This is a genomic window from Paenibacillus cymbidii (genome assembly GCF_004764705.1).
Lineage (GTDB): Bacteria > Bacillota > Bacilli > Paenibacillales > NBRC-103111 > Paenibacillus_AN > Paenibacillus_AN cymbidii.
The window spans coordinates 53610-76359 of the sequence record NZ_SHLX01000040.1 but is presented as its reverse complement, the minus strand read 5'-3'; the positions used below and the strand labels follow the sequence as shown (position 1 = coordinate 76359).

Genomic DNA, 22750 nt, shown 5'->3' with positions numbered 1-22750 from the left:
CCCGGCGCCGGCCTCGCCGCAGCCGGCGCGTCGCGCCTCGCGCGCACGGCGGAGCGCGTGCGCCGCGCGGCGGCGCTTGTCGCCGGCGTGCCGGCGATGCAGTCGCTGGCGCTGTCGCTGCAGAGCAAAGCCGAGCGGCTGGCGGACAGCCGCTTCACGATTGCGCTGTTCGGCGCGTTCAGCGCCGGCAAGTCGTCGTTCGCCAACGCGCTGATCGGCGAACGTCTGTTGCCCGTGTCGCCGAATCCGACGACGGCGGCGATCAATACGATCGTGCCGCCGGGCGAGTCGCTGCCGAACCATGCGGCCCGGGTGCGTATGAAGCCGGAGGCTGTCGTGTTCGAAGAAGTGAAGCACTCGCTCGACATACTCGGCGAGCCGTGCAGCGACTGGGCATCCGCCTTGCGCGAAATTGCCGCGCTGCGTCCCGAACGCGTGGCGGCGGGCGGCAAGCCGCATTATTCGTTCCTAAAGGCCGTCGAGCGCGGCTTCGCGACGGCGCAGCCGCTGTTCGGACAGGAGCTCGTCGTGCGGCAGGAGGAATTCGCCTCCTACGTCGCCGACGAACAGAAATCGTGCTTCGTCGAAACGATTGCGCTTGCGCACGACAACGAGCTGACGCGCCAGGGCATGACGTTCGTCGATACCCCCGGCGCCGATTCGATCAACGCCCGGCATACGGGCGTCGCCTTCAACTACATCAAAAACGCCGACGTCATCCTCTTCGTGACCTATTACAACCATGCGTTTTCGCAGGCGGACCGCGAGTTTCTGCTTCAGCTTGGCCGGGTCAAGGACAGCTTCGAGCTGGACAAAATGTTTTTCGTCGTCAACGCCGCCGATCTGGCGTCAAGTCGCGACGAGCTGCAAGCGGTCGTCGCGCACGTGGAAGCGAACTTGCTGCAGCATGGCATCCGCAAGGCGCGCATTTACCCGCTGTCGAGCCAGCAGGCGGTCGAAGCCAAACAAAACGGCAACGCGGCCCTCGCCGAAGCATCCGGCATCGCCGCGTTCGAGCGCGATTTCATTCGTTTTACGGTCGGCGAGCTGAGCGATATCGCCATTCGCGCCGCCGAGCTGGAGATGGGCCGCGCCGCCCTTGAGCTTGACGACTGGATAGAAAGCGCGCAAGCGGGCGAAGAGGAACGCGCGCGCCGGCTGCTGACGCTGGAGAACAGCCATCGGCAAGCGATAGCCGGTCTGGAGCGGCTGTGGGCGGAGGAGAACCGCACACCCGAGCTGCTGCAGGAAATCGACGAGCTGCTGCACTATGTCAAACAGCGGACGATGTTCCGCTTCGGCGACTTTTTCACGATGTCGTTCCATCCTTCCGCGTTGCAGGACGACGGCCGCGACATGCGCAAGGCGATGCGCGGCTGCATGCTCGAGCTGCAGCGGCTGTTGTCGTACCAGCTGTCGCAGGAGCTGCTTGCGACGACGCTGCGCGTCGAGAACAAGATGCGCCGCCTGCTGGCGACGCGCAAGAACGAGTCGACCGCGGCCGTTCGCGAGGCGCTCGCAACGTTCCGGCAGGAGGACGACGCCATGGCGGCGATACCGACACCGGAAGTGGACGAAACGCTGGCGGCCAAAGCCGACGAGAAGTGGCTGGCCGGCTTTTATCGCAGCGGGCGGCAATTTTTCGAGAACGGAGGCAAGGATCGGCTGCGGACCGAACTGGAAGCGAAGTTGATGGAGCCGATCGACGCTTACATGCGCAAGCATGCGGAGCAGTTCGCCGCGTATTACGCCGAGCGTCTGGCGGCGGAATTGTTGCGGCAGCGGGAGCAGGTGCTGGAGGCGGCCTTTGAGCATGCGGCGAGCCGGAAAGCGGCGCTGGAGATGCGCGTCGACCTGGCCGGATTGGCACGCACGCGGGCGGCGCTGGACGAATTAATCGCCTCGCCGGAACAAGAGTAGACGCCCTTTCGGGGCCGGACGGAAAGCCAGGCGCTTTCCTCCGGTCCCTTTTTGTGCGAAACCGACAGAAACCGCTTCCATACCGGGGGATTCGGACCATTTGAAAGATTGGCGCAGATTGACTCCCCTTTTCATTGGCTCAGCCGAACGTAACCGAGTTTATGCCCGTTTCTACTCATTGCCGCATTGTACATAGGGTGATAAGATTCATAAAAGATTCACAATGTTAGATTTTGGCGTCACAGGCATCATCATTTGAAAGACCGATCTGCATAACGCCAGTAGCCAAATGCCGGGATTTCGGCGATTTTCGCCAGAAATCGGGGAGGAACGAAAGATGAACGTGTTTAAGCAGTTGAAACAGTTTTATTGGAACGACCGCAAGTTTTTGTTTTGGCAAATCGCTTTTTTGACGCTGGCGACGGCACTCGGTCTCGTGTATCCGAATTTGCTTCGTTACCTGATCGACGACGTCATTGCGAAAGGGGAGTACGGCAAGGTGGCCGGACTGGCGCTGCTCGTTGTGCTGGTCGTTTCGATCAAAGGCACCTTCATGTTTCTGCAAGGCTTGTTCGGCGGACAACTCGGCAACCGGGTAGCTTACAACATGCGCAACGCGCTGTACGATAAGCTGCAAGTGTTATCGTTCCAATATTACGACAAGGCAAGAACCGGCGATCTCATGTCCCGCCTTACCGCCGACCTTGAGGCGATGCGTCAGTTCATCGGCTTCGGCTTCGCCCAGTTGCTCAACGTCGGCATGATGTTTCTGTTCGGCATTACGATGATGCTGACGATCAACTGGCAGCTGACGCTCATGACGCTGGTGGCGATGCCGTTCCTCGCGGTGGCGGCCATTCGCTTCGAAGGCAAGATCCATCCGGCCTTCCGCAACATTCGCCGGGCGATGAGCGACCTGACGACGGCGGTGCAGGAGAACATCACCGGCGTGCGCACGGTCAAATCGTTCGCCCGCGAGCCGCACGAAATCGACAAGTTTTCCCGGCGCAGCGACGATTACCGCGACACGAACGTGGCGTCGTCGACCATCTGGGCGTCCTACTTCCCGGCGATGGAGCTGCTCGCCAACATCAGCATCATCGTGCTGCTTGGAGCCGGCGGCTACATGGTCATCCACGACCGGATGACGACAGGCGAGCTCGTTGCCTTTTTCAGCATGATCTACTACATTATCAGCCCGCTGTGGGGCATTGGCTTCCAGATCAACAACTATACGCAGTCAAAAGCGGCCGGCGAGCGAATCCTGGAAATTTTGCACCAGTACTTGCACGTGAAAGACAAGGAGAACGCCAAAGACTTTCCGGACGGCGTGATGAAAGGCCATGTGCGCTTCGAGGACGTTACATACGCGTACTCCGAGCAACCGCCGTCGCTGAGCCATCTGTCGCTCGACGCGCCTCCGGGTACAGTGATCGGTTTGCTTGGCGGCACGGGCGCCGGCAAATCGACGGTCATTCAGCTGCTCATGCGCGCCTACAACGTCAGAGAAGGCAAAGTGACGATCGACGGCATCAACATCCAGGATTTGAAGCTTGAACCGCTGCGGCGCCAAATCGCGACCGTGTTCCAGGAGACGTTCCTGTTCTCGTCGTCGATCCGCAACAATATCGCATACGGCAGCCGCGATATTTCGATGGATGCGATTATCAAGGCGGCCAAGCTGGCCAAGGCGCACGACTTCATCATGGAGCTGCCGCTCGGCTACGATACGATCGTCGGCGAACGCGGCATGGGGCTGTCCGGCGGGCAGAAGCAGCGGATTGCGATTGCGCGCGCGCTGCTCAAGGATCCGCGCATCTTGATTCTCGACGACGCAACGAGCGCCGTCGACATGGAAACGGAGCACGAGATTCAGGCCGGCTTCCGCGAGCTGATGCAAGGGCGGACGACGTTCATCATCGCCCACCGCATTTCTTCCTTGCGTCACGCCGATGAAATCATCGTGCTGGATAAAGGGAAAGTGGTGCAGCGCGGCACCCACGAGCAACTGATCAAGCAGCAAGGCCCTTATTTGGAAACGTACAAAATCCAATACGCCGACCGTCCGGTAAATTCGGAAGAAACCGGCGCGGCGGAACAGCCGGAGCATGCTCACGAACGCGTCGTGTCGTTTGAGCACCGGATGCAGGAACGGAGGTTGGCGAATTGAGCGGGAACAAGGAAAACGCGCAAACGGCCAAAGAGCAGGCTTCGCAATCGCCCAAAGCCGAAATGGGCAAAAACGAACGCTTCGTTTACCAGGACGACGAAACGATCGAAAAGCCGTTCAACTGGGGGCAGGTCAGGCGGTTGTGGTTGTATTTGAAACCGTACAGCCGGCAACTGCTGCCGGTCGTGCTCATCAGTATGCTGCTCGTTACACTGACGAAGCTGGCGATTCCGTATCTCATCACGATGTCGATCGACCAAGCGATTCTGAAAGGCGATACCGGCAAACTGTTTACGATTGTCGGCATCATGATCGCCGTGTACTGCATCCAGTGGCTGGCGAACAACTATAGAATCCGCTATACGAACACGATCGGCCAGAAAGTCATTTACGATTTGCGCAAGCATCTGTTCAGCCATATCCAGAGCCTGTCGTTCCGCTTCTTCGACAAGCGACCGGCCGGTTCGGTGCTCGTACGCATCACGAACGACGTCAACTCGCTGCAGGATCTGTTCACGAACGGCGTCGTCAACGTGTTGATCGACTGCGTGCAATTGCTCGGAATTATCGTCATTTTGCTGATGTTCAACGTGAAGCTGGGGCTTGCGATCATTATTACGGTACCGCTGATGTTTCTCGTGTCGACGTCGCTGCGCAAGCGAATCCGGCTGGCGTGGCAAGGGGTGCGGATGAAGCAGTCGCGGCTGAACGCGCACTTGAACGAAAGCATCCAGGGCATGAAAGTGACGCAATCGTTCACGCAGGAAAAAGAAAACTTGCGGTTCTTCGATCAAATGAACATGGACAACCGCAAGTCGTGGGATAAAGCGTCGCGGCTGAACCAGTCGTTTGGTCCGCTGATTGAAGTGACCGGCGCGATCGGCTACTGCGTTCTGTTCTGGTACGGCGCGCACCTGGTGCAAACGGGCGAAATTTCGATTGGCGTGCTTGTCGGTTTCGCCACGTATATCGGTCATTTCTGGGATCCGATCAACCGGCTCGGCCAAATGTATTCGCAGCTGCTGGTCGCCATGGCTTCGTCGGAGCGCATCTTCGAATTCATCGACGAGCAGCCGACGGTCGCGGAGAAGAAAACGGCGATCGAGATGCCGCCGATCGAAGGCAATATCCAATTCGACCATATTGTGTTCGAATACGAAAAAGGGCGTCCGGCGTTGAAAGGCATCAGCCTGGACGTGCGCGCCGGCCAATCGATTGCGCTTGTCGGCCACACCGGCTCCGGCAAAAGCACGATCATCAACCTGCTCAGCCGGTTTTACGATCCGGTGCAGGGCAAGGTCGTCATCGACGGTCACGATATTCGCGACGTGACGATTCAGAGCTTGCGCTCGCAAGTCGGCATCGTCATGCAGGACACGTTCATTTTCTCCGGTACGATTCGCGACAACATCCGGTTCGGTCGGCTTGACGCCACCAACGAGGAAGTCGAACAGGCGGCGCGTGCGGTGCATGCGCACGACTTCATCGCGGCGCTGCCGCACGGTTACGATACGGAAGTGCAGGAGCGCGGCAACGTGCTGTCGATGGGGCAGCGTCAGCTGCTGTCGTTCGCGCGGGCGCTGCTGGCCAATCCGCGGATTCTGATTCTCGACGAGGCGACGGCCAGCATCGACACCGAAACCGAGCTGAAAATCCAGGAAGCGCTGAAGACGCTGCTTGTCGGACGCACCTCGTTTATCGTGGCGCACCGGCTGTCGACGATTCGCAGCGCGGACGCAATTGTCGTGCTCGACCACGGCAAAATTATGGAAGTCGGCGATCACGAGCAGCTGATGCACAAGCAAGGCATTTACTACGGGCTCATTCAGGCGCAGTACAAGTTTTTGAGCGAAGCGGGCTAAGGTTTGGGGAAAAGAAGCGGCTGGCGATTGCGCCAGCCGGAATGATGGAGGAAATGGCGGGGGCTGCCCCGCCATTTTTTTGCGTTCACCTTTATTGGAAATTTACTCAAACTTCAGAATTCCTTCAGAGTTTTCATCGTTTGATCCGCACATTTGTCCATTACAATGGGGTCATCGGAAAAACAAGGCGCACTGAGGCTTTCATTTACGTCAAGCAATCTGCGATGCTCGATGGCGCCGGCGCCATTATGCTGGCTGAACTGCTTTTCGCATTCGTAAATCGTTTGGATGCACTCCTGACGAACCGGCGTCTCGGAAAGGGGAAAGCGGCGCATGAGCTGTAAGACGGGAATCGGTTATTGCAAGAATCGGTGCGCATATGCAAAAATAAGGGTGCTCCGCCGCGGCGAAGCAGATGCCCGAAAAGACCGAGGCGCTGCCGAATGACGGCCAGCGACGCGCGTCTTCAGATTTGGCTGGGGTCGTGCTAATTGCAGGGTTGTTTCGATCATCCGGCTGTTCGTTCGCAAAAGAAGGAGCCGAAGGAGAGATCCGATGTGACGGTCAACATTCTGGTAACGGACGACGATCCGGAAATTCGCGACGTCATTGCGATTTATTTGCGTAACGAAGGGTATCGCGTCATTGTGGCCACGGACGGGGCGGAAGCGATCGAAGCGGTGCGGCGAGAAGCGGTCGATTTGATCATTTTGGACGTGATGATGCCGGGAACCGACGGCATTAAAGCGTGTCTGAAATTGCGGACATTCACCAAAGTGCCGATCATCATGCTGTCCGCAAAAGGCGAGGATATCGACAAAATAACCGGTTTGACCACGGGCGCCGACGACTATGTAGCCAAACCGTTCAATCCGCTGGAGCTGATCGCGCGGGTCAAGGCGCAGCTGCGGCGGGCGACCTTTGCCGGAGGCGTTCCTGCCGGCGGAGAATCGGACGTTATCGAAATCGACGACATGACAATCGATACGAAGCGTCATCTCGTGACGGTGCGCGATCGCGACGTGACGCTGACGCCGATCGAATTCGCGATTCTGAAGCTGATGGCAGGCCGCCGCGGCCAAGTGTTCAATGTGGAGCAAATTTATCAGCTGGTGTGGAAGGAAGACAAATTTTTGTCCGATAACACCATCATGGTGCACATTCGCAACATCCGCGAGAAAATCGAAGACAATCCGCGCGAGCCTCGGTTCGTCAAGACGGTATGGGGGGTCGGCTACAAAGTTGAATAAACATCTGCTGACTTCGCTCAACTGGAATCGCAGCATCCGCTTCAAAATGCTCGGATCGATTCTGGCCAGCTTCGCGATGATGGCGATCGTTACGAACATGATTGATTATTACTTAACCAACGTCACTTCGGTCGTGGGTTACTATTTATCGTTTATGCCCGATTTCGTTGACACGACGCTGACGCTCGTCTTTTATCTGTTCTTCTTTTTGCTGTTTTTTTTCCTGCTTATGCGCGGCACCGTCCGCTACTTGCGTATCCTTTCCGAAGGACTCATGAAAATTGCCCAGGGAAATATGGAAACGCGCGTCCCCGCGAAACGCCAGGACGAACTCGGCGCAATCGCGCAAAATATCAATTTTATGGCCGAGCAGTTGCAGGACACGATGGCGAGGGAGCGGCGGACGGAAATGTCGAAGATGGAGCTGATCACGCACGTGTCGCATGATCTGCGTACGCCGCTTACGAGCATTATCGGCTATTTGAATTTACTTCAAACGGATCGCTACGAGGACATGGCGGCGCATCGGCGCTACATCGACAACGCGTCCAAGAAAACGCAGCAACTGAAGAAGCTGATCGACGACTTGTTCGAATACACGCGCCTGACGGGCGGCGACGTTAAGCTCGACCTGCGGAAGGTCGATGTGGGCGGGCTGCTCGCTCAAGTCGGCAATGAATTTGAACCGATCGCGCAGGAGAGCGGGCTCAAGGTAACGATGAATCGGGAGGAGCGTGCTTATTGGTGCCGCATCGATCCGGAACGATTCGTTCGTGCGCTCGACAATTTGCTCGTGAATGCGCTCAAGTTTTCCTTGAGGCCCGGAAACATCGCGATAAGCCTGGAGGAAAAGGGAACAAACGTCTTTCTGGCCGTGGAAAATTGGGGCAACCCGATTGCGAAGGAGCAGGAACAGCTGTTGTTCGAGCGGTTCTACAAGGCGGAGCCTTCGAGAACCGATCCGCTCATGCCGGCGGGAGCAGGTCTCGGGCTTTCGATCGCCCGAAACATTGTGTTGTTGCACGGCGGCAAGCTTGATTTGACACACGAGAATGGCCACTTTACGTTCACGATCGAGCTGCCCCGGTGCGATGCGGATGAAGCGGCTTCCGGATCGGCCGCTGCCGGTCACACTTCAAGCTTGTAAAAAGCTTTTGCTTTTTTCGTCGTCCGGTTCGATGGAATCTGAAAGAAGGTTGACTTCGTACGGCGATTTTTTTACACTGTTAATGTTAACGTGTGCATAATAATTGGAATTCATCATTTTAAACTAGAAAGAGGAGATGAACTTACCATGAAACATAAGTTCGCCGCACAATTGTATACGCTTCGCAATGAGCTGGAGCAGGATTTTTTCGGTACGCTGCGCGAGGTGAAGAAGATGGGCTGGGCCGGCGTGCAAATTTCCGGCTTGCGCGGGTACAAGGCGGAAGATATCGCCGCCGTTCTGAAGGAAACCGGGCTCGGCACGGCCGGCGTGCACATTTCGTTCGACCGGATTACGAACGATCAGGCCGAGGTGCTGCGCGAAGCCGATCTGTTCGGCACGAAAGATTTGATCGTGCCGTCGCTGCCGGAAGCGATGCGCAATGAAGCAGGCTACCGCAGCTTCCGCGCCGCGCTGAACGACATCTCGCGCAAGCTGGCGCCGCAAGGCTACCGGATCAGCTACCATAACCATGCGTTCGAATTCGATACGACGGTGGACGGCGTATCGGCGCTCGAATACTTGCTTGCGCCGACGGCGGACAACGCGCTGTTGGCGGAAGTGGACGTTTATTGGGTGAAGAAAGGCGGCCAGGACCCGCTGGCGTTCATCGCGCCGTATGCGAATCGGATGCCTGTCATTCACTTGAAGGACATGACGAACGACGACCGCCGCACGTTTGCCGAAATCGGCACCGGTTCGATCGACTTTGCGCCGATTCTCACCTGGGGCGAGCGCAGCGGCATCGAATGGTACGCGGTCGAGCAGGACGTCTGCCCGGGCAACCCGATGGACAGTCTGCAAATCAGCCTGACCAACCTTCACAAGCTGGCCGATCAACTGGTGGGCAAATAAGCACCGGTTCAGGCCGGACGCATCGTCGCCAAAGCCCCGTTATCGCGATCGCGGTATCGGGGCTTTTCACATATCCAAGTTTATTGCTCGGCAACCGGAATAGCCAATGAAAAATGGCCTATTCGCCCGATATCGCCTGGTTAGGCGGAAATAGCCAGTGAAAACACTGGTTATTTCCCCCAGATCGCTTTCCGATCGGTATTTCAAGCGAAATAGCCAGTGAAATCACTGGCTATTTCCTATGGACGGCCCGTTTTTGGCGAAATAGGCAAGAAAACATGGCTTATTTGGCAAGGGGGAGTTGGCGGAGGGGAGAATGGCGCGTCATCATGGGAAGAATCGGGAAAACGAGAGATGCTTTTGGTGAAAATTATTTTGCCTGCGGCTCCGAAGGCGCCTCCCAAGGCCTACATGCGACCCGAAATGTCGCCGATATAATGGATAGACGCGCAAGCGGACATGCGAATCGTCCCGAGAGGAACGATAGCAAACATTCATCGGCGAGGTGACGATCGTGACGGGCAAGCTGCACATGTTTTTGGAGACGATGGAGACATATCAGAAAGCGATCGCCGACGATTCCATCATTGCGATCACCGATCGCGAGAAGTTTATCGGGTATTTGTCGATCCCCGGGCTTGCGGTGAACTTCCCGATGGGGACGCCGATCGACGCCATCCCGAACTCGATCACCCGGAAGGCGCTAAACGCGCAAACAACGCTGCGGGAGGAGCGTGGGCCGGAGGCGTTCGGCTTCCCGTATGTGGCAACCGCTACGCCGATCTGGGAGAACGGCGAAATTGTCGGCGCGCTGACCGTTTCCACGACCACGGCCAAAATGACGACGCTGCGCGGCGTATCCGAGCATTTGGCGGCGTCCGCCGAACAGATGACGGCCACGACCGAACAACTGGCCGGCGCATCGGCGGAAATGGCGGAGCAGGTGCGTGCGCTGGCCGCGGAATCCGAGCAGGTGCTGCGCGAGCTGGACAACATTCGTTCGATTGCGCAACTCGTCAAGGAAGTGTCGGAACAGTCGCATCTGCTCGGCTTGAACGCGGCGATCGAAGCGGCGCGGGCCGGCGAGCACGGGCGCGGCTTCAATGTGGTCGCCGGCGAAGTGCGCAAGATGGCGGAGCAGAGCAAAAGCTCCGCTGCTTCGATCGACGGCGAACTGGACAACATCGAAGCCGCCGTCAAACGGATGAACGCCGACATTCGCGGCATTACCGCCAAGTTTGGCGTACATGTAGCCAGCATTAAGGAACTGCAGGCCGCTTACGAGCATGTGGCGGCTTCGGCGGACGACATTTTGCAGGCGGCACGTACGCCGCAATAAGCGTTTTCCGTTTTGCGCAAGCAGAAGGACCGGACGCCGGACACGCGCGTACCGGTCTTTTTCCGATACGTGCATTTGCAAAAATGGACGCGAACCTTTACTCTAAAGAAAAGCATGGCCCGCGGCAACCAGCCAGGGACGAAGTTTCATCAAGCGCAACAAAAGCAGCCTAAGGAGGACATCCATGCGGGGAACGCGATGGTTGTGGCGGACGACAGGTTTGATCGGCTTGCTTGCTTTGCTGTTGTTTGCCGGCGGTTTCGTTTATGCGATTCACGACATTTTGTATCCGCAGCCGTCGTCGTTTGGCGTTCCGGCCGGCACGCCGCCGCCCAAGGAGGAAACGGCGGCAGGCGACGACATCCGCATCGTGGCGCTCGGCGACTCGCTGACCAAAGGGTTCGGCGATACGACGGGCGAAGGCTACGTCGGCAAAGTGAAGAAGAAGCTCGAAGCGGCGCAGGACAAGCCGGTCTACGTGCAAAATTATGCCGAAAACGGCTTGCGCGCCTCCCAGCTCGATCCGCGGCTCGACCCGTCCGGTCCGCTGGCGGCGCTGATCAAGCAGGCGAATGTGATCGTGTTTACGATCGGCGGCAACGATCTGAACGAGCTGTTGACCGGATCGGCGCAAGCCGGCGCCGCTGCTGGCAGTACGGCAAGCGCAAGCCCGTCTCCGGCCGCCGCGGCGGCGGATGCGGCCAAACCGAACAATGCGAGCGGCGAACAGGTGATGGCCGCCGATTTTGACTTTGCCAGGGTGGCGGGCAAGCTGCCGGATATCGCCAAACGGTTCGATTCGATCGTCGCCAAGCTGGCCGCGATTAATCCGACGGCGCGCATCGTGTATGTCGGCCTGTACCATCCTTATCTCGACCTCGATCCGCAGCGGCAAGGCTCGTTGCTGCTGCAGCAGTGGAACGACGCGACGATCCGTACGGCCAACAAGTATCCGAACGTGACGGTTGTGCCGACTTACGATTTGTTCCAGTTTGGCGGGACGAAATTTTTATATGACGATCATTTCCATCCGAATCAAAGCGGCTATGAGCGGATCGCCGAACGTGTGGCGCAAGTGCTGGTGCCGTAACCATCGGGCGAAGGAGGCGGGCGGCGTGGCGGAAGCAAGCATCGTGCTTGCCGTGGAGCAATTGACGAAGCGGATCAAGCGCAAGGATATCATCAAAGGCATTTCGTTCGAGGTCCGGGCGGGCGAAGTATTCGGCTTCCTCGGTCCGAACGGCGCCGGCAAAACAACGACGATCCGCATGCTGGTCGACTTGATCAAGCCGACAACCGGCACGATATCGATCTGCGGCGTCCCCTTGAAGGACAAGCCGGACGAGGCGCTGCGCCATGTCGGCTGCATCGTCGAAAACCCCGAGCTTTATCCGTATTTGACCGGTTGGGAGAACCTGGAGCATTTCGCGCGCATGCTGGAAGGCATTGGCGAAGCCCGCATCCATGAAGTCGTTTCGATCGTCGGCATGGACCAGCGCATCCACGACAAAGTGAAAACGTATTCGCTCGGCATGCGCCAGCGGCTAGGCATCGCCCAAGCGCTGCTCGGCCGTCCGAAGCTGCTCATTCTCGACGAGCCGACGAACGGGCTCGATCCGCAAGGGATCAAGGAAATGCGCGAGTTTATCCGTACGCTTGCGGCCGGCGGCATCAGCGTGTTCGTATCGAGCCACTTGCTGAGCGAAATCCAGCTGATGTGCGACCGCGTCGCGATCATCAGCCACGGCAGCGTCATTGCCGTCGGCGACGTGCAGGAGCTGATCCGCGAGCCGGAGCCTACGGTCGCCTGGCGGTTCGAGCCTTTCGAGCCGGGCCGGCAGACGCTGCTCGCTTGCGACGGCGTAACGGCGGAGGAAGCGGAGACCGCCGCCGCCGGCAACGGCGAACTGCGCGTGCGCATGAGCCGCGAGCGCATCCCCGAAGCGAACCGCCGGCTGGTCGCCGCCGGTGTCGACGTTTACGCGATAACGGTGCAGCACGTGACGCTGGAGCAGCTGTTTCTGCGGCTGACGGAGGGGGAGACCATTGATTAGCCTGTATCCGCTTGTCCAGAACGAAACGGTGAAAATGCTGAAGAAGCGCCGCTTCCTCGTCGTGGCGCTCATTATCCTTGTCCTCATCCCCGTCTTTACATACGGCCAGATGAAAGTGGCGGAACGAACGCGCAAGCAGCTTGGCACATCGGATTGGCGGGCGACGGAGCTCCAGAACATCCAGCGCTACACCGACCGGCTCAGCAGTCCGCGCACGACGGACGAGTTTCGACGTTATCTCCAATTTGCGCTGGAAGTATCCAAATATTCGCTCGAACACAACATCAACCCGAACGTACCGAGCGGCGTCACGTTTACGCGCGATTTCGCCAAAAACGCGCTGTCGCTGTTTTTGCCGCTGATGGTCGGCGTGCTTGCCGCCGATATCGTCTCCGGCGAACAAACCGCCGGCACGATCAAGCTGCTGCTAACGCGGCCCGTCAGGCGATGGCGGGTGCTGATGAGCAAGGCGCTGGCGCTGATGTTGTTCGTTTCGCTGATTTTGCTGATGACGGTTGTGCTCTCCTACCTGATCTCCGGGGCGGTGTTTGGCTACGGCGGCTGGAACGCGCCGGTATTGACCGGCTTCAGCGTCTCCGGCACCGATGTCAGCACGGCAAACGCACATGCGATCCATCAATGGCAATTTTTGCTGATGGAGTTCGGGCTTGCCTGGTTCTCGTGCCTTGTCGTCGCGTTTATGTCGCTGATGGTGTCGGTGCTGGTGCGCAGCACGGCGGCCGGTATCGGCATCATGCTGGCGACGCTGATTGCCGGCACGATTCTGACCAATATGGCATCCTCGTGGGAAACGGCCAAATATTTATTTATGGTAAATATCGACACGATCGGCTATTTGACCGGTTCGCCGCCGCCGGTGGAGGGCATGGACCTCACCTTTTCGCTGATGGTCCTAGCGGTGTGGGCGCTGGCGGCGCTGGCGACAGCTTTTACGGTCTTCACCCGGCGCGACATGCTGAGCTAAACCCACCAAAATGAAGATAAACTTCGAAGCAAAACCCGGGACTTTCGGCATGGTTCCGGTCGGCGGATTTCGCCGATACTTGGGTGGATGGGGCTCTCGCATTTGCGCCGAGCCGTGCTATAATGCTAAATAGTTCCGAAACGTTACAGAGGGGGCACATGCATGGCCGAACAGTTGGACATGTTCGCAGGACAGCGGCAGCCGGAGGCAACCGGCTACGATGTCGATGACATACAAGTACTCGAAGGACTTGTCGCCGTACGGAAGCGGCCCGGCATGTACATCGGCAGCACCAGCTCGTCGGGGCTGCACCATCTTGTCTGGGAAATCGTCGACAACTCGGTCGACGAGCATCTGGCCAAATTTTGCACGGAGATCGCTGTCATCATCCATAAAGATCAATCGGTAACGGTGCGCGACAACGGCCGCGGCATCCCGACCGGCATGCACAAAACCGGCGTTCCGACGCCGCAGGTCGTCTACACGATGCTGCATGCGGGCGGCAAATTCGGCGGGGCCGGCTACAAGAAGTCAGGCGGCTTGCACGGCGTCGGCGCATCGGTGACGAATGCGCTGTCGGAGTGGCTGGAAGTGGAAATTTCGCGCGACGGCAAAATTCACAAAATGCGCTTCGAATATTGGGTCGACAAAAACGGCAAGGAGCACGTGGGCGAACCGGTCACCGGGCTCGATGTGATCGGCACGACGAACAAAACGGGAACGAAAGTGACGTTTAAGCCGGACAAACGCGTCTTCCAGGGCGGCACGGCGATTAATTACGATACGCTGGCGGAGCGGCTGCAGGAAATCGCGTTTCTCAACTCCGGCCTGAAGGTGACGATCAAGGACGAACGCGCGGACAAGCAGGAAACGTACCAATATGCCGGCGGCGCCAGCCAGTTCGTGCAGTTTCTCAACGAGGACAAAACGGTGCTGCACGACGTCATCCATTTTGCCGCGGAGAAGGACGAGATCGAAGTCGAGGTGGCGCTGCAGTACAACGACGGCTACACCGAAACGATCGCCTCGTTCGTCAACTCAATTCCGACGCGCGGCGGCGGCACGCACGAAACCGGCTTCAAAACGGCTTACACGCGGATCATGAACGAGTATGCGCGCAAAGGCGGCATCCTCAAGGAGAAGGAAAAAAACCTCGACGGCGCCGACTTGCGCGAAGGCATGATGGCGGTGCTGAACGTCAAGATGAGCGACGTCGAATTCGTCGGCCAGACGAAGGACCAGCTCGGCAGCGCGGCGGCGCGCGGTGCGGTTGACGCAGTCGTCGCCGAGAAGATGGCGGTGTTCCTCGAAGAGAACCCGCAGGTGGCGCAGTCGATGCTGAAGAAGGCCGTGCAGGCGGCCAAAGCGCGCGAAGCGGCGCGCAAGGCGCGGGAAGAAGTGCGCAGCGGCAAAAAGGGCAAAAGCGAAAGCTCGAACCTGAACGGCAAGCTGACGCCGGCGCAGTCGAAGGATTATGCCCGCAACGAGCTGTTCATCGTCGAAGGAGACTCGGCGGGCGGCTCGGCCAAGCAGGGGCGCGACTCGAAGCACCAGGCGATTCTGCCGCTGAAAGGCAAGCCGATGAACCCGGAGAAGGCGAAGCTGCTCGATATTTTGAAGAACGACGAATACAAGGCGATTATCGCGGCGATCGGCGCGGGAATCGGTTCGGAGTTCGACCACGAGGAAAGCAACTACGGCAAAATCATCATCATGACCGACGCCGATACAGACGGGGCGCATATTCAGGTGCTGCTGCTGACGTTTTTCTACCGCTACATGAAACCGCTCATCGACAACGGCAAAGTGTTCATCGCCCATCCGCCGCTGTACAAGGTGACGAAGAAGGGCGGCAAGTCGCCGGCGTTCCAGTACGCTTTTTCCGACGAGGATTTGCAGACCGTGATCAAGGAGTACAAAAACGTCGAGCTGCAGCGGTACAAGGGACTTGGCGAAATGAATCCGGAGCAGCTGTGGGAGACGACGATGGACCCGCAGAAGCGCAAGCTGTTCCAGGTGCAGATCGAGGATGCGGCCAAAGCCGAGCGGCGCGTGTCGACGCTGATGGGAGACAAGGTCGATCCGCGCAAGCGCTGGATCGTGGAGAACGTCGATTTTACCGAGTTTGAGGAATAGGAGCGTTTGACGGATGAGTTTGCAAGAACAGCTGTTGCCTGCTTTTCTCGAGGACGTGGTCGGCGACCGGTTCGGCCGCTACTCCAAATATATTATCCAGGATCGCGCCATTCCCGACGTCCGCGACGGGCTGAAGCCGGTGCAGCGCCGCATCCTGTACGCGATGTACGATTCCGGCAACACGCCGGACAAACCGTACCGCAAGTCGGCGAAAACGGTCGGCGACGTGATGGGCAATTACCACCCGCACGGCGATTCGTCGATTTACGAAGGCATGGTCCGCATGGCGCAGCCGTGGAAAATGGGGCACGTGCTCGTTGACGGGCACGGCAACTGGGGCTCGCTCGACGACGATCCCGCGGCGGCGATGCGGTATACGGAAGCGCGGCTGTCGGAAATCGCGATGGAGCTGCTGCGCGACATCGACAAACGTACGGTGCCGTTCAAGGACAACTTCGACAACACGACGAAGGAGCCGGTCGTGCTGCCTTCGCGTTATCCGAACCTGCTCGTAAACGGCGTCAGCGGCATTTCGTCGGGCTTCGCCACGGAAATTCCGCCGCATAACCTGCGCGAGGTGATCGACGCCTGCATCGCGCTGATGGATAAGCCGGACCTGACGCTCGAAGAGCTGATGCGCATCGTGCGCGGGCCGGATTTTCCGACCGGCGGCATCATCATGGGCGAAGAAGGCATCCGCGAAGCGTATTTGACCGGCAGAGGGCGCATTTACATTCGCTCCCGCACGGCGATCGAAGATATGCGCGGCGGCAAGCAGCAGATCGTGATCACCGAAATTCCGTACCAGGTCGTCAAATCGCGGCTCGTGACGGCGATGGAGAACATCCGGCTGGAGAAGAAGGTCGAGGGCATCGCCGAAGTGCGCGACGAAAGCGGCCGCGAAGGGCTGCGCATCGTCGTCGAGCTGAAGAAGGATGCGGATGCGCAAGGGATTTTGGCGTATTTGCTAAAGAAGACCGACTTGCAGGTTGCTTACAGCTTCAACATGGTGGCGATCGTCAACAAAACGCCGAAGCAGCTCGGGCTGAGCGACATGCTGAAGGCGTATATCGAGCATCAGAAGGAAGTCGTCACGTTTCGCACCAAGTATGAGCTGGAGAAGGCGGAAGACCGCGCCCACGTGTTGGAAGGGCTGGTCAAAGCGCTGAACATTCTCGACGATGTGATTGCCACGATCAAGGCGTCGAAAAACCGCCAGGACGCGCAAAACAACCTCGTCGCCAAATACGGCTTTACGGAGCGGCAGGCGGACGCCATTCTCGTGCTGCAGCTGTACCGGCTGACGAACCTGGAAATTACGGCGCTGGAGAAGGAACTGGCGGAAGTGCGGAAGACGATCGCTTATTTGCGTTCGATTCTGGACGATCCGCGCAAGCTGATCGGCGTCATCAAGAAAGAGATAGGCGAAATTGCCGCCAAGTTCGGCATCGCCCGGCGCTCCGATATTCAAGGCGAAGTCGAAGAGCTGAAAGTCAATCTCGAAGTGATGGTGACGCCGGAGGACGTGTTCGTAACGCTGTCGAACGAAGGCTACGTCAAACGGACGAGCAAGCTGAGCTACACGCGTTCGGGCGGCGAATACGCCAATACCGGGCTGAAGGACGGCGACTATGTGCGCTACCTGCTCGACGTCGGCACACTCGAGACGCTGCTGCTGTTTACGCAGAAAGGGTTGTTCTTTTCGCTGCCGGTGCACCAGATTCCGGAGTACAAGTGGAAGGACAACGGCACGGCGATCGTCAACATCATTCCGATCGCCAAGGACGATCGCATCGTCAGCGTCATTCCGGTCAAGGGCTTCAGCGATGCGGCGGGCAAGTCGCTCGTGTTCGTGACGCGACGGGGCCAGGTCAAACGAACGGAGTTGGCGGAGTACGAAACGAACCGCACCGGCGCGATCGCCGCCTGCAAGCTGGCGGACGACGACGCGGTCGTCAAGGTGCAGCTCAGCGATAACCTGCGCGATATTGTGCTCATTACGAAGCTGGGGATGGGCATTCGTTTCCGCGAGATGGAAGTGAGCGTCATGGGCCGGGCGACCGGCGGCGTACGCGGCATCCAGCTGCGCGACGACGACGAAATTGCAGCGGCGGAATGGGTCGACGGCGACGAAGGGGAGATTATGGTCGTGTCGGACGGCGGCTACGCCAAGTCGTCCTTGCTGATGGATTATCCTATCCAGGGGCGAGGCGGCAAAGGGATTATTTCGTTTGAGTTCAAGGAAGGCAAACGCGTCAAACCGAATGGTACCAAGCTTGTCCAGGCGTATTATGTCAAAGACGGTTATGCCGTGATGGCGGTGACGAGCGCGGGAGCCAAATACAGCTTCAAGACGGAAGCGGCGCCGATCGAAGACCGCAAATCGCCCGGCAAGCAGCTAGTTGTTGTGCAGAAGGGCGAAGCCGTAACGGATGTGCTGAAGCTGCCGATTCTGTGATCGGCCTTGCGCCAACAGGTACCGCCCCGATCCCGTATGCCGGGGTCAGGGCGGTTTTGTTTTGTCCGCGGCTGGCACGGGGGCGGATTCAATCGTAGGTAGCGTACGAAGGTTCGGTTTGTTCGAGCAGGCGCAGCGCAATATCGAGTACGACCCAAGCCGGCAGCGGTTCCTCGGGGTGCTCGATATAACGGCGGTCGGCAAGCAGCCCTTTGGCATAAGCGCGCTCCATGATGCTGCGGTACAACTCTCTTTCCATGGCGATCAACTCCTCGTTCATTGTATGTAGAACGCTGTCAAACGGTGATTGATTGTATCGGTTAATGTAATAAAGTATTAACCAACCTAAGCTTCAAACGAGGCGAAGTCAATGTTATAATGAAGGAAACCGAACGATACGGAGTGATCGCATTGGTAACCAAAGAATTCGCCCGGCTCTGGTCCAAGCTGTCGAAAGATTTGCACGCCCATATGGAAGAGAAGCTGGCCCCCACGCTGACGGAAGGCCAACTGAACGTGCTGGAGCTGCTGTTGTCCGGCGACAAGATGAAGCCGTCCGACTTTATCGCCCACCTGGAAACGACGCCGGCGGCGATTACGACGCTGCTCGACCGGATGGAGAAAGGCGGGCTGATCGTGCGCGAACGCGACGACAAGGACCGGCGCATCGTGTGGGTCGTCGTGACGGAGCTCGGCCAATCCGAGTGTGCGCGCGGCATCCAGGTGCGGCAATCGTTTCTGGAATCGTACCTGAACCGGATTTCGTCGCACAACCAGCAGGTGCTCGTTTATTTGCTCGGCAAGATCGCCAATTGACAGAACGGGGATTATCGCATGCCGGCCGATTCGATTTTGGATCAGGAGCTGCAGCCGTATATTCGTTTTGCGGACCAGCTTCAATTTCACAACTGGCGGACGCCGCTAAGAATTATCACGGACTACTTGCTCCTCTATGTTCTGGAGGGGACTTGCCGTCTGGTCATGGAGAATGACGAAGCGCATACCGTGGAGACGGGGCAATTTTGCTTCGTGGAGCCCGGCACCGTCCACCGGTTCGAGGCGGAGGGAGATGTGGAGCTGTTGTCGCTGCACATGGACTGGTTCCCGTCAGCGGCAAGCCCCAGGCCCGGTCTGCTTGTGCCGGTCGAGCCGGGCAAGGCGGTGGATGCCGCCGGTTTGCAGCCCGGTTTGGTGCGTTTTGCCGATATCGTCATCCCGCCTGTGCCGCAGCCGCCGGGTTCGGAGTGGCTCGCGGAAACGATGCGCAAGCTTGTTGCGCACCGGCATGGCGGCAACGCCGTGGACCAGCTCCAGGCGCAGCTGCATGCGATGGAAATTGTGCTTTATTTGGTGAAAACGTATGCTGCTCCGAATACGAGAGGCAACTCGCTGCAATGGGTGCCGTCCTACATGCAGTACCGATTGTCGGAACCGCTGTCCGTCGAAGAGATGGCCCGCAAGGCACTGATGTCTCCTTCCTCCTTTACCCACCGCTTTCGCCGCAAGTTCGGGTTGCCGCCGCATCAATATTTGCTCAAGCTGCGCTTGCAATATGCTACGGAGCTGCTTGGCGCCACAGACCTGCCGCTTCAGGCGATCGCGGAGAGCTGCGGCTTTTCGAGCGTGCATCATTTTTCAAAAATGTACAAGCAGCACATCGGATACCCGCCGGGCAAAACGAGACAACAGCAGCAATAGGCGGGCCGCTCGTTTTGATAAATATTCGCCACGATTTGACAACGCCAAGCCGCAAGCCTCCTTCTATAATGAAACTATGATCGATGTAAGTCAGCGAAGTTGGCCCGGCGCTAGAGGTAACCTTCATTGCCGATTGGACCTGAGATGCGGTCCAATGCGGTAATGAAACTATGATCGATGTAAGTCAGCGAAGTTGGCCCGGCGCTAGAGGTAACCTTCATTGCCGATTGGACCTGAGATGCGGTCCAATGCGGTAATGGAACTATGCGCAGGAGCATGGATTTCATCGTGTGGAGGAGGAATCAACAATGGCGGATAAGCGTGGTGGTTACGATTTTCACAGAAGCATTGCAACCTACGACCGGGCGGATGTTGTCGTGATCGGCGGGGGGCCGGCGGGAACGGCGGCGGCGATCAGCGCGGCGCGCTGCGGGCGGAACGTCATCCTGCTGGAAAAATCGGCTCAACTCGGCGGCATGGGGACGCTGGGCAATGTGAGCATTTTTATGCCGATCGGGAATGTGACGGGGCTGTATCGGGAAATCATTCGCGAGGTGCTGGCGGAATATTTGCCGGAAGGGCACGACACGTCGATCGCTCCGCAGTACTCGCCGTTTTTGTTGCGGTATTATTTTAACGAGAAAATGAAAAAAGAAGGCGTGCGCGTCATCTACCACACCGAATTTATCGGCGCCGTGAAGGAAGGGGAGCGTCTGCAGGCGGTTATCGCGTCTACGCGGGAAGGGCTGCGGGCTTTCGAGGCGGCGCAATTCATCGATTGCACCGGGGACGCGCGGGTGGCGATCGACGCCGGGGTGCCGTATACGTCCGGCCGCGAGGAGGACGGGCTGACGCAGCCGATGACGCTGATGTTCATGATGCAGAACACCGGCAAGCCGGTGGTGCCGATCCTTCCGGAGGGCTGTTACCGGTATGAGGACGTGTCCGAGCTGCCGCAAGGGCGGCGCTTGTACTGGGAGCGCAACAAGGACGGGCAATTGCTGGTGAACATGACGCGGGTGAAAGGCAACGGCGCGAAAATCGAGGATATCAACTTTGCCGAGGCGGAGGCGCTTCGCCAGGTGTTTTCCGTTGCGAACTACTTGCAGCGCAACGGATTCGAGACATATGCGCTTGCTCATGTCGCGAATCAGGTCGGCGTGCGGGAAACGAATCAGATCCGGGGACTGTACACACTGACCGAGCAGGATGTGGTGGAAGGCCGGCGGTTTGCCGATGTGGTGGCGCAGACGAATTACGAGATCGACATTCACAGCCCCGACGGGAGCAAGACGACCGACGAACGCCACGTCAGCGGCTACGACATTCCGTATCGCTGCATGGTGCCGTCGGAGCTGACGAACTTGCTTGTGGCCGGACGCAGCATTTCGGCGACCCATGTCGCGATGTCGTCGATGCGCGTGCAGCCGACGTGTTACGCGCTCGGTCAGGCGGCCGGCATCGCCGCGTCCCTTGCGCTGGCGGATGGCTGCGATACGCGGAGCGTTTCGATCGAGAAGCTGCACGAGCGGCTGCAGGCGGGCGATGTCCGCCTGTATAAGCCGGCGGCGAAGGCGTAAGCGCCGAATGGTCGGGGCGGTTGGCGCGGTTGGTTGGTGCGGGCGCCCGGCCGGTTGCGGTGCGGTAGCCGGCCCGTAAGCCGGTGGTTTTGCAGCAGCGTGATCGAAATAGGCCATGTTTTATTGGCTATTACGCCCGAAATGGCCGCGAGTAAAGAAATAGCCAGTGATTTCACTGGCTATTTCTTTGAAACGTACCATTTTGCGGCTGATCGGTCGCAATAACCAGTGTTTTCACTGGCTATTTTCGCCCGAGCCGGTAAAAAGGTGCGAATAGGCCATTTTTTGTGGGCTATTTTGTTGGGTGAAGTGTGTTTCGGACGGTTCAATCAGCTTTTATTCGTATTAGGTGGGCGGGTGCATGGTGTGCATCCGTTTTTTAACGGGTACCTTACTTGTTTTGTTTTATTTAGTGGACATTGCCGGAAGCAGAAGAAGAACCGGAAGCAGAACCAGAAGCAGAACCAGAAGCAGAAGCAGAAGCAGAAGCAAATTCACACCACAACCGCAACCCGAACCACAACCCGAACCGCAACCGCAACCCGAACCACAACCCGAACCACAACCCGAACCACAACCCGAACCGCAACCCGAACCGCAACCCAAACCGCAACCCAAACCACAACCATACCCTAACCCAACAACCATACCACGATAACCACAAATTTTACTGCATTAATACACTGAAATTCGCACCTAACAGCAGATTTAAACGGCTTAACTGTATAAGCGCACTTAATATCCTTGTGAATTCCAATAAATGGGCATATTCTATGGATTTCAATGCTTTTTTACACTTAAAATATAGAACGGACCTTTCAGGCCGTGGTTGAGTATTTTTACGCTTAAGCCATAATCGGCGCTCATCGAGGTGCCAGTTTTTTGTGCGGCTGTTTGAAAAGTGAGCACCGCGGGGAGGGTGTCCGACGATTTCACAACGATCCGGTGAAGGATCAGGTGAGACACATGTGCGAAAGCGGGCAGCAGAGCGAGCATTTGTGTACTGCAAAAAAAGGGTGAGGAACGGGAGCGGAGCGGGAGGGTTGGTCCGGAGAAACGATAGTGGTCGCCTTTGGCTTTCGGATGGAAACCGCTGAATATTGTTCAGATCCATCCGAAAACAAGGAGCGATCGGAGGACCAACCCTCCCGCGCAGCGGCATGCCCTCACGGCCTTGCCAATCCGGCATGCCCTCACGGCCTTGCCAATCCGGCATGCCCTCACCGCTCTTACTAT

Annotated in this window: 18 protein-coding genes; 17 read left to right on the top strand and 1 reads right to left on the bottom strand. The window is 58.1% G+C overall.

What is annotated here, in order from left to right; translation table 11 throughout:
- The 13 genes from EXY20_RS34385 to gyrA form a co-directional block, all read left to right on the top strand.
- Positions 1–1920: dynamin family protein (locus EXY20_RS34385; protein ID WP_207671382.1), on the top strand; the 1920-nt coding region annotated here is incomplete at its 5' end.
- Between the two features lie 337 nt (positions 1921–2257).
- A complete protein-coding gene (locus EXY20_RS34380) occupies positions 2258–4090 on the top strand; it encodes an ABC transporter ATP-binding protein (protein WP_135556953.1) in 1833 nt (610 codons plus the stop codon).
- 62 nt (positions 4091–4152) lie between these two features.
- Positions 4153–5952: an ABC transporter ATP-binding protein gene (locus EXY20_RS34375; protein ID WP_135556963.1), complete on the top strand. Its 1800-nt coding sequence runs from the start codon at positions 4153–4155 to the stop codon at positions 5950–5952.
- A gap of 41 nt (positions 5953–5993) precedes the next feature.
- A complete protein-coding gene (locus EXY20_RS34370) occupies positions 5994–6296 on the top strand; it encodes a hypothetical protein (protein ID WP_135556952.1) in 303 nt (100 codons plus the stop codon).
- A gap of 213 nt (positions 6297–6509) precedes the next feature.
- Positions 6510–7202 carry a response regulator transcription factor gene (locus EXY20_RS34365; RefSeq protein ID WP_135556951.1) on the top strand — a complete coding sequence of 231 codons (693 nt, stop codon included), beginning with the start codon at positions 6510–6512 and terminating at the stop codon, positions 7200–7202.
- Positions 7195–8349 carry a sensor histidine kinase gene (locus EXY20_RS34360; protein ID WP_135556950.1) on the top strand — a complete coding sequence of 385 codons (1155 nt, stop codon included), beginning with the start codon at positions 7195–7197 and terminating at the stop codon, positions 8347–8349. Before EXY20_RS34365 ends, EXY20_RS34360 begins: the two co-directional genes overlap by 8 nt.
- Before the next feature lie 147 nt (positions 8350–8496).
- Positions 8497–9264: a sugar phosphate isomerase/epimerase family protein gene (locus tag EXY20_RS34355; protein WP_135556949.1), complete on the top strand. Its 768-nt coding sequence runs from the start codon at positions 8497–8499 to the stop codon at positions 9262–9264.
- Between the two features lie 514 nt (positions 9265–9778).
- Entirely contained in the window at positions 9779–10603 is an 825-nt protein-coding gene (locus EXY20_RS34350; protein ID WP_235886336.1) for a methyl-accepting chemotaxis protein, read from the top strand.
- A 184-nt stretch (positions 10604–10787) separates the two neighbouring features.
- Positions 10788–11693, top strand: a complete 906-nt coding sequence (locus EXY20_RS34345; protein WP_135556948.1) for a GDSL-type esterase/lipase family protein — start codon at positions 10788–10790, stop codon at positions 11691–11693.
- Between the two features lie 25 nt (positions 11694–11718).
- The gene (locus tag EXY20_RS34340; RefSeq protein WP_235886335.1) at positions 11719–12657 is read left to right on the top strand and encodes an ABC transporter ATP-binding protein; all 939 of its coding nucleotides are present in this window, start codon (positions 11719–11721) and stop codon (positions 12655–12657) included.
- Positions 12650–13642 (top strand): ABC transporter permease, encoded by a 993-nt coding sequence (locus EXY20_RS34335; protein ID WP_135556947.1) that lies wholly within the window; start codon positions 12650–12652, stop codon positions 13640–13642. Before EXY20_RS34340 ends, EXY20_RS34335 begins: the two co-directional genes overlap by 8 nt.
- 162 nt (positions 13643–13804) lie before the next feature.
- Positions 13805–15778, top strand: a complete 1974-nt coding sequence (gene parE, locus EXY20_RS34330; protein WP_135556946.1) for a DNA topoisomerase IV subunit B — start codon at positions 13805–13807, stop codon at positions 15776–15778.
- Between the two features lie 13 nt (positions 15779–15791).
- Positions 15792–18236 carry a DNA gyrase subunit A gene (gene gyrA / locus EXY20_RS34325; RefSeq protein WP_135556945.1) on the top strand — a complete coding sequence of 815 codons (2445 nt, stop codon included), beginning with the start codon at positions 15792–15794 and terminating at the stop codon, positions 18234–18236.
- A gap of 88 nt (positions 18237–18324) precedes the next feature.
- Here the strand turns inward: gyrA and EXY20_RS39355 are convergent, their stop codons facing one another.
- Entirely contained in the window at positions 18325–18495 is a 171-nt protein-coding gene (locus tag EXY20_RS39355; protein WP_167859723.1) for a hypothetical protein, read from the bottom strand.
- A gap of 152 nt (positions 18496–18647) precedes the next feature.
- Here EXY20_RS39355 and EXY20_RS34320 point away from each other — a divergent pair, with 152 nt between their 5' ends.
- From EXY20_RS34320 to EXY20_RS39350, 4 genes are all read left to right on the top strand, one after another.
- Complete coding sequence (locus tag EXY20_RS34320) at positions 18648–19052, top strand: MarR family winged helix-turn-helix transcriptional regulator (protein ID WP_135556944.1); 405 nt, start codon at positions 18648–18650, stop codon at positions 19050–19052.
- A gap of 18 nt (positions 19053–19070) precedes the next feature.
- Positions 19071–19934: an AraC family transcriptional regulator gene (locus EXY20_RS34315; RefSeq protein WP_135556943.1), complete on the top strand. Its 864-nt coding sequence runs from the start codon at positions 19071–19073 to the stop codon at positions 19932–19934.
- A 308-nt stretch (positions 19935–20242) separates the two neighbouring features.
- A complete protein-coding gene (locus EXY20_RS34310) occupies positions 20243–21514 on the top strand; it encodes an FAD-dependent oxidoreductase (RefSeq protein ID WP_135556942.1) in 1272 nt (423 codons plus the stop codon).
- 419 nt (positions 21515–21933) lie between these two features.
- A complete protein-coding gene (locus EXY20_RS39350) occupies positions 21934–22347 on the top strand; it encodes a hypothetical protein (RefSeq protein ID WP_167859722.1) in 414 nt (137 codons plus the stop codon).
- The last annotated feature ends 403 nt before the right edge of the window (positions 22348–22750 follow it).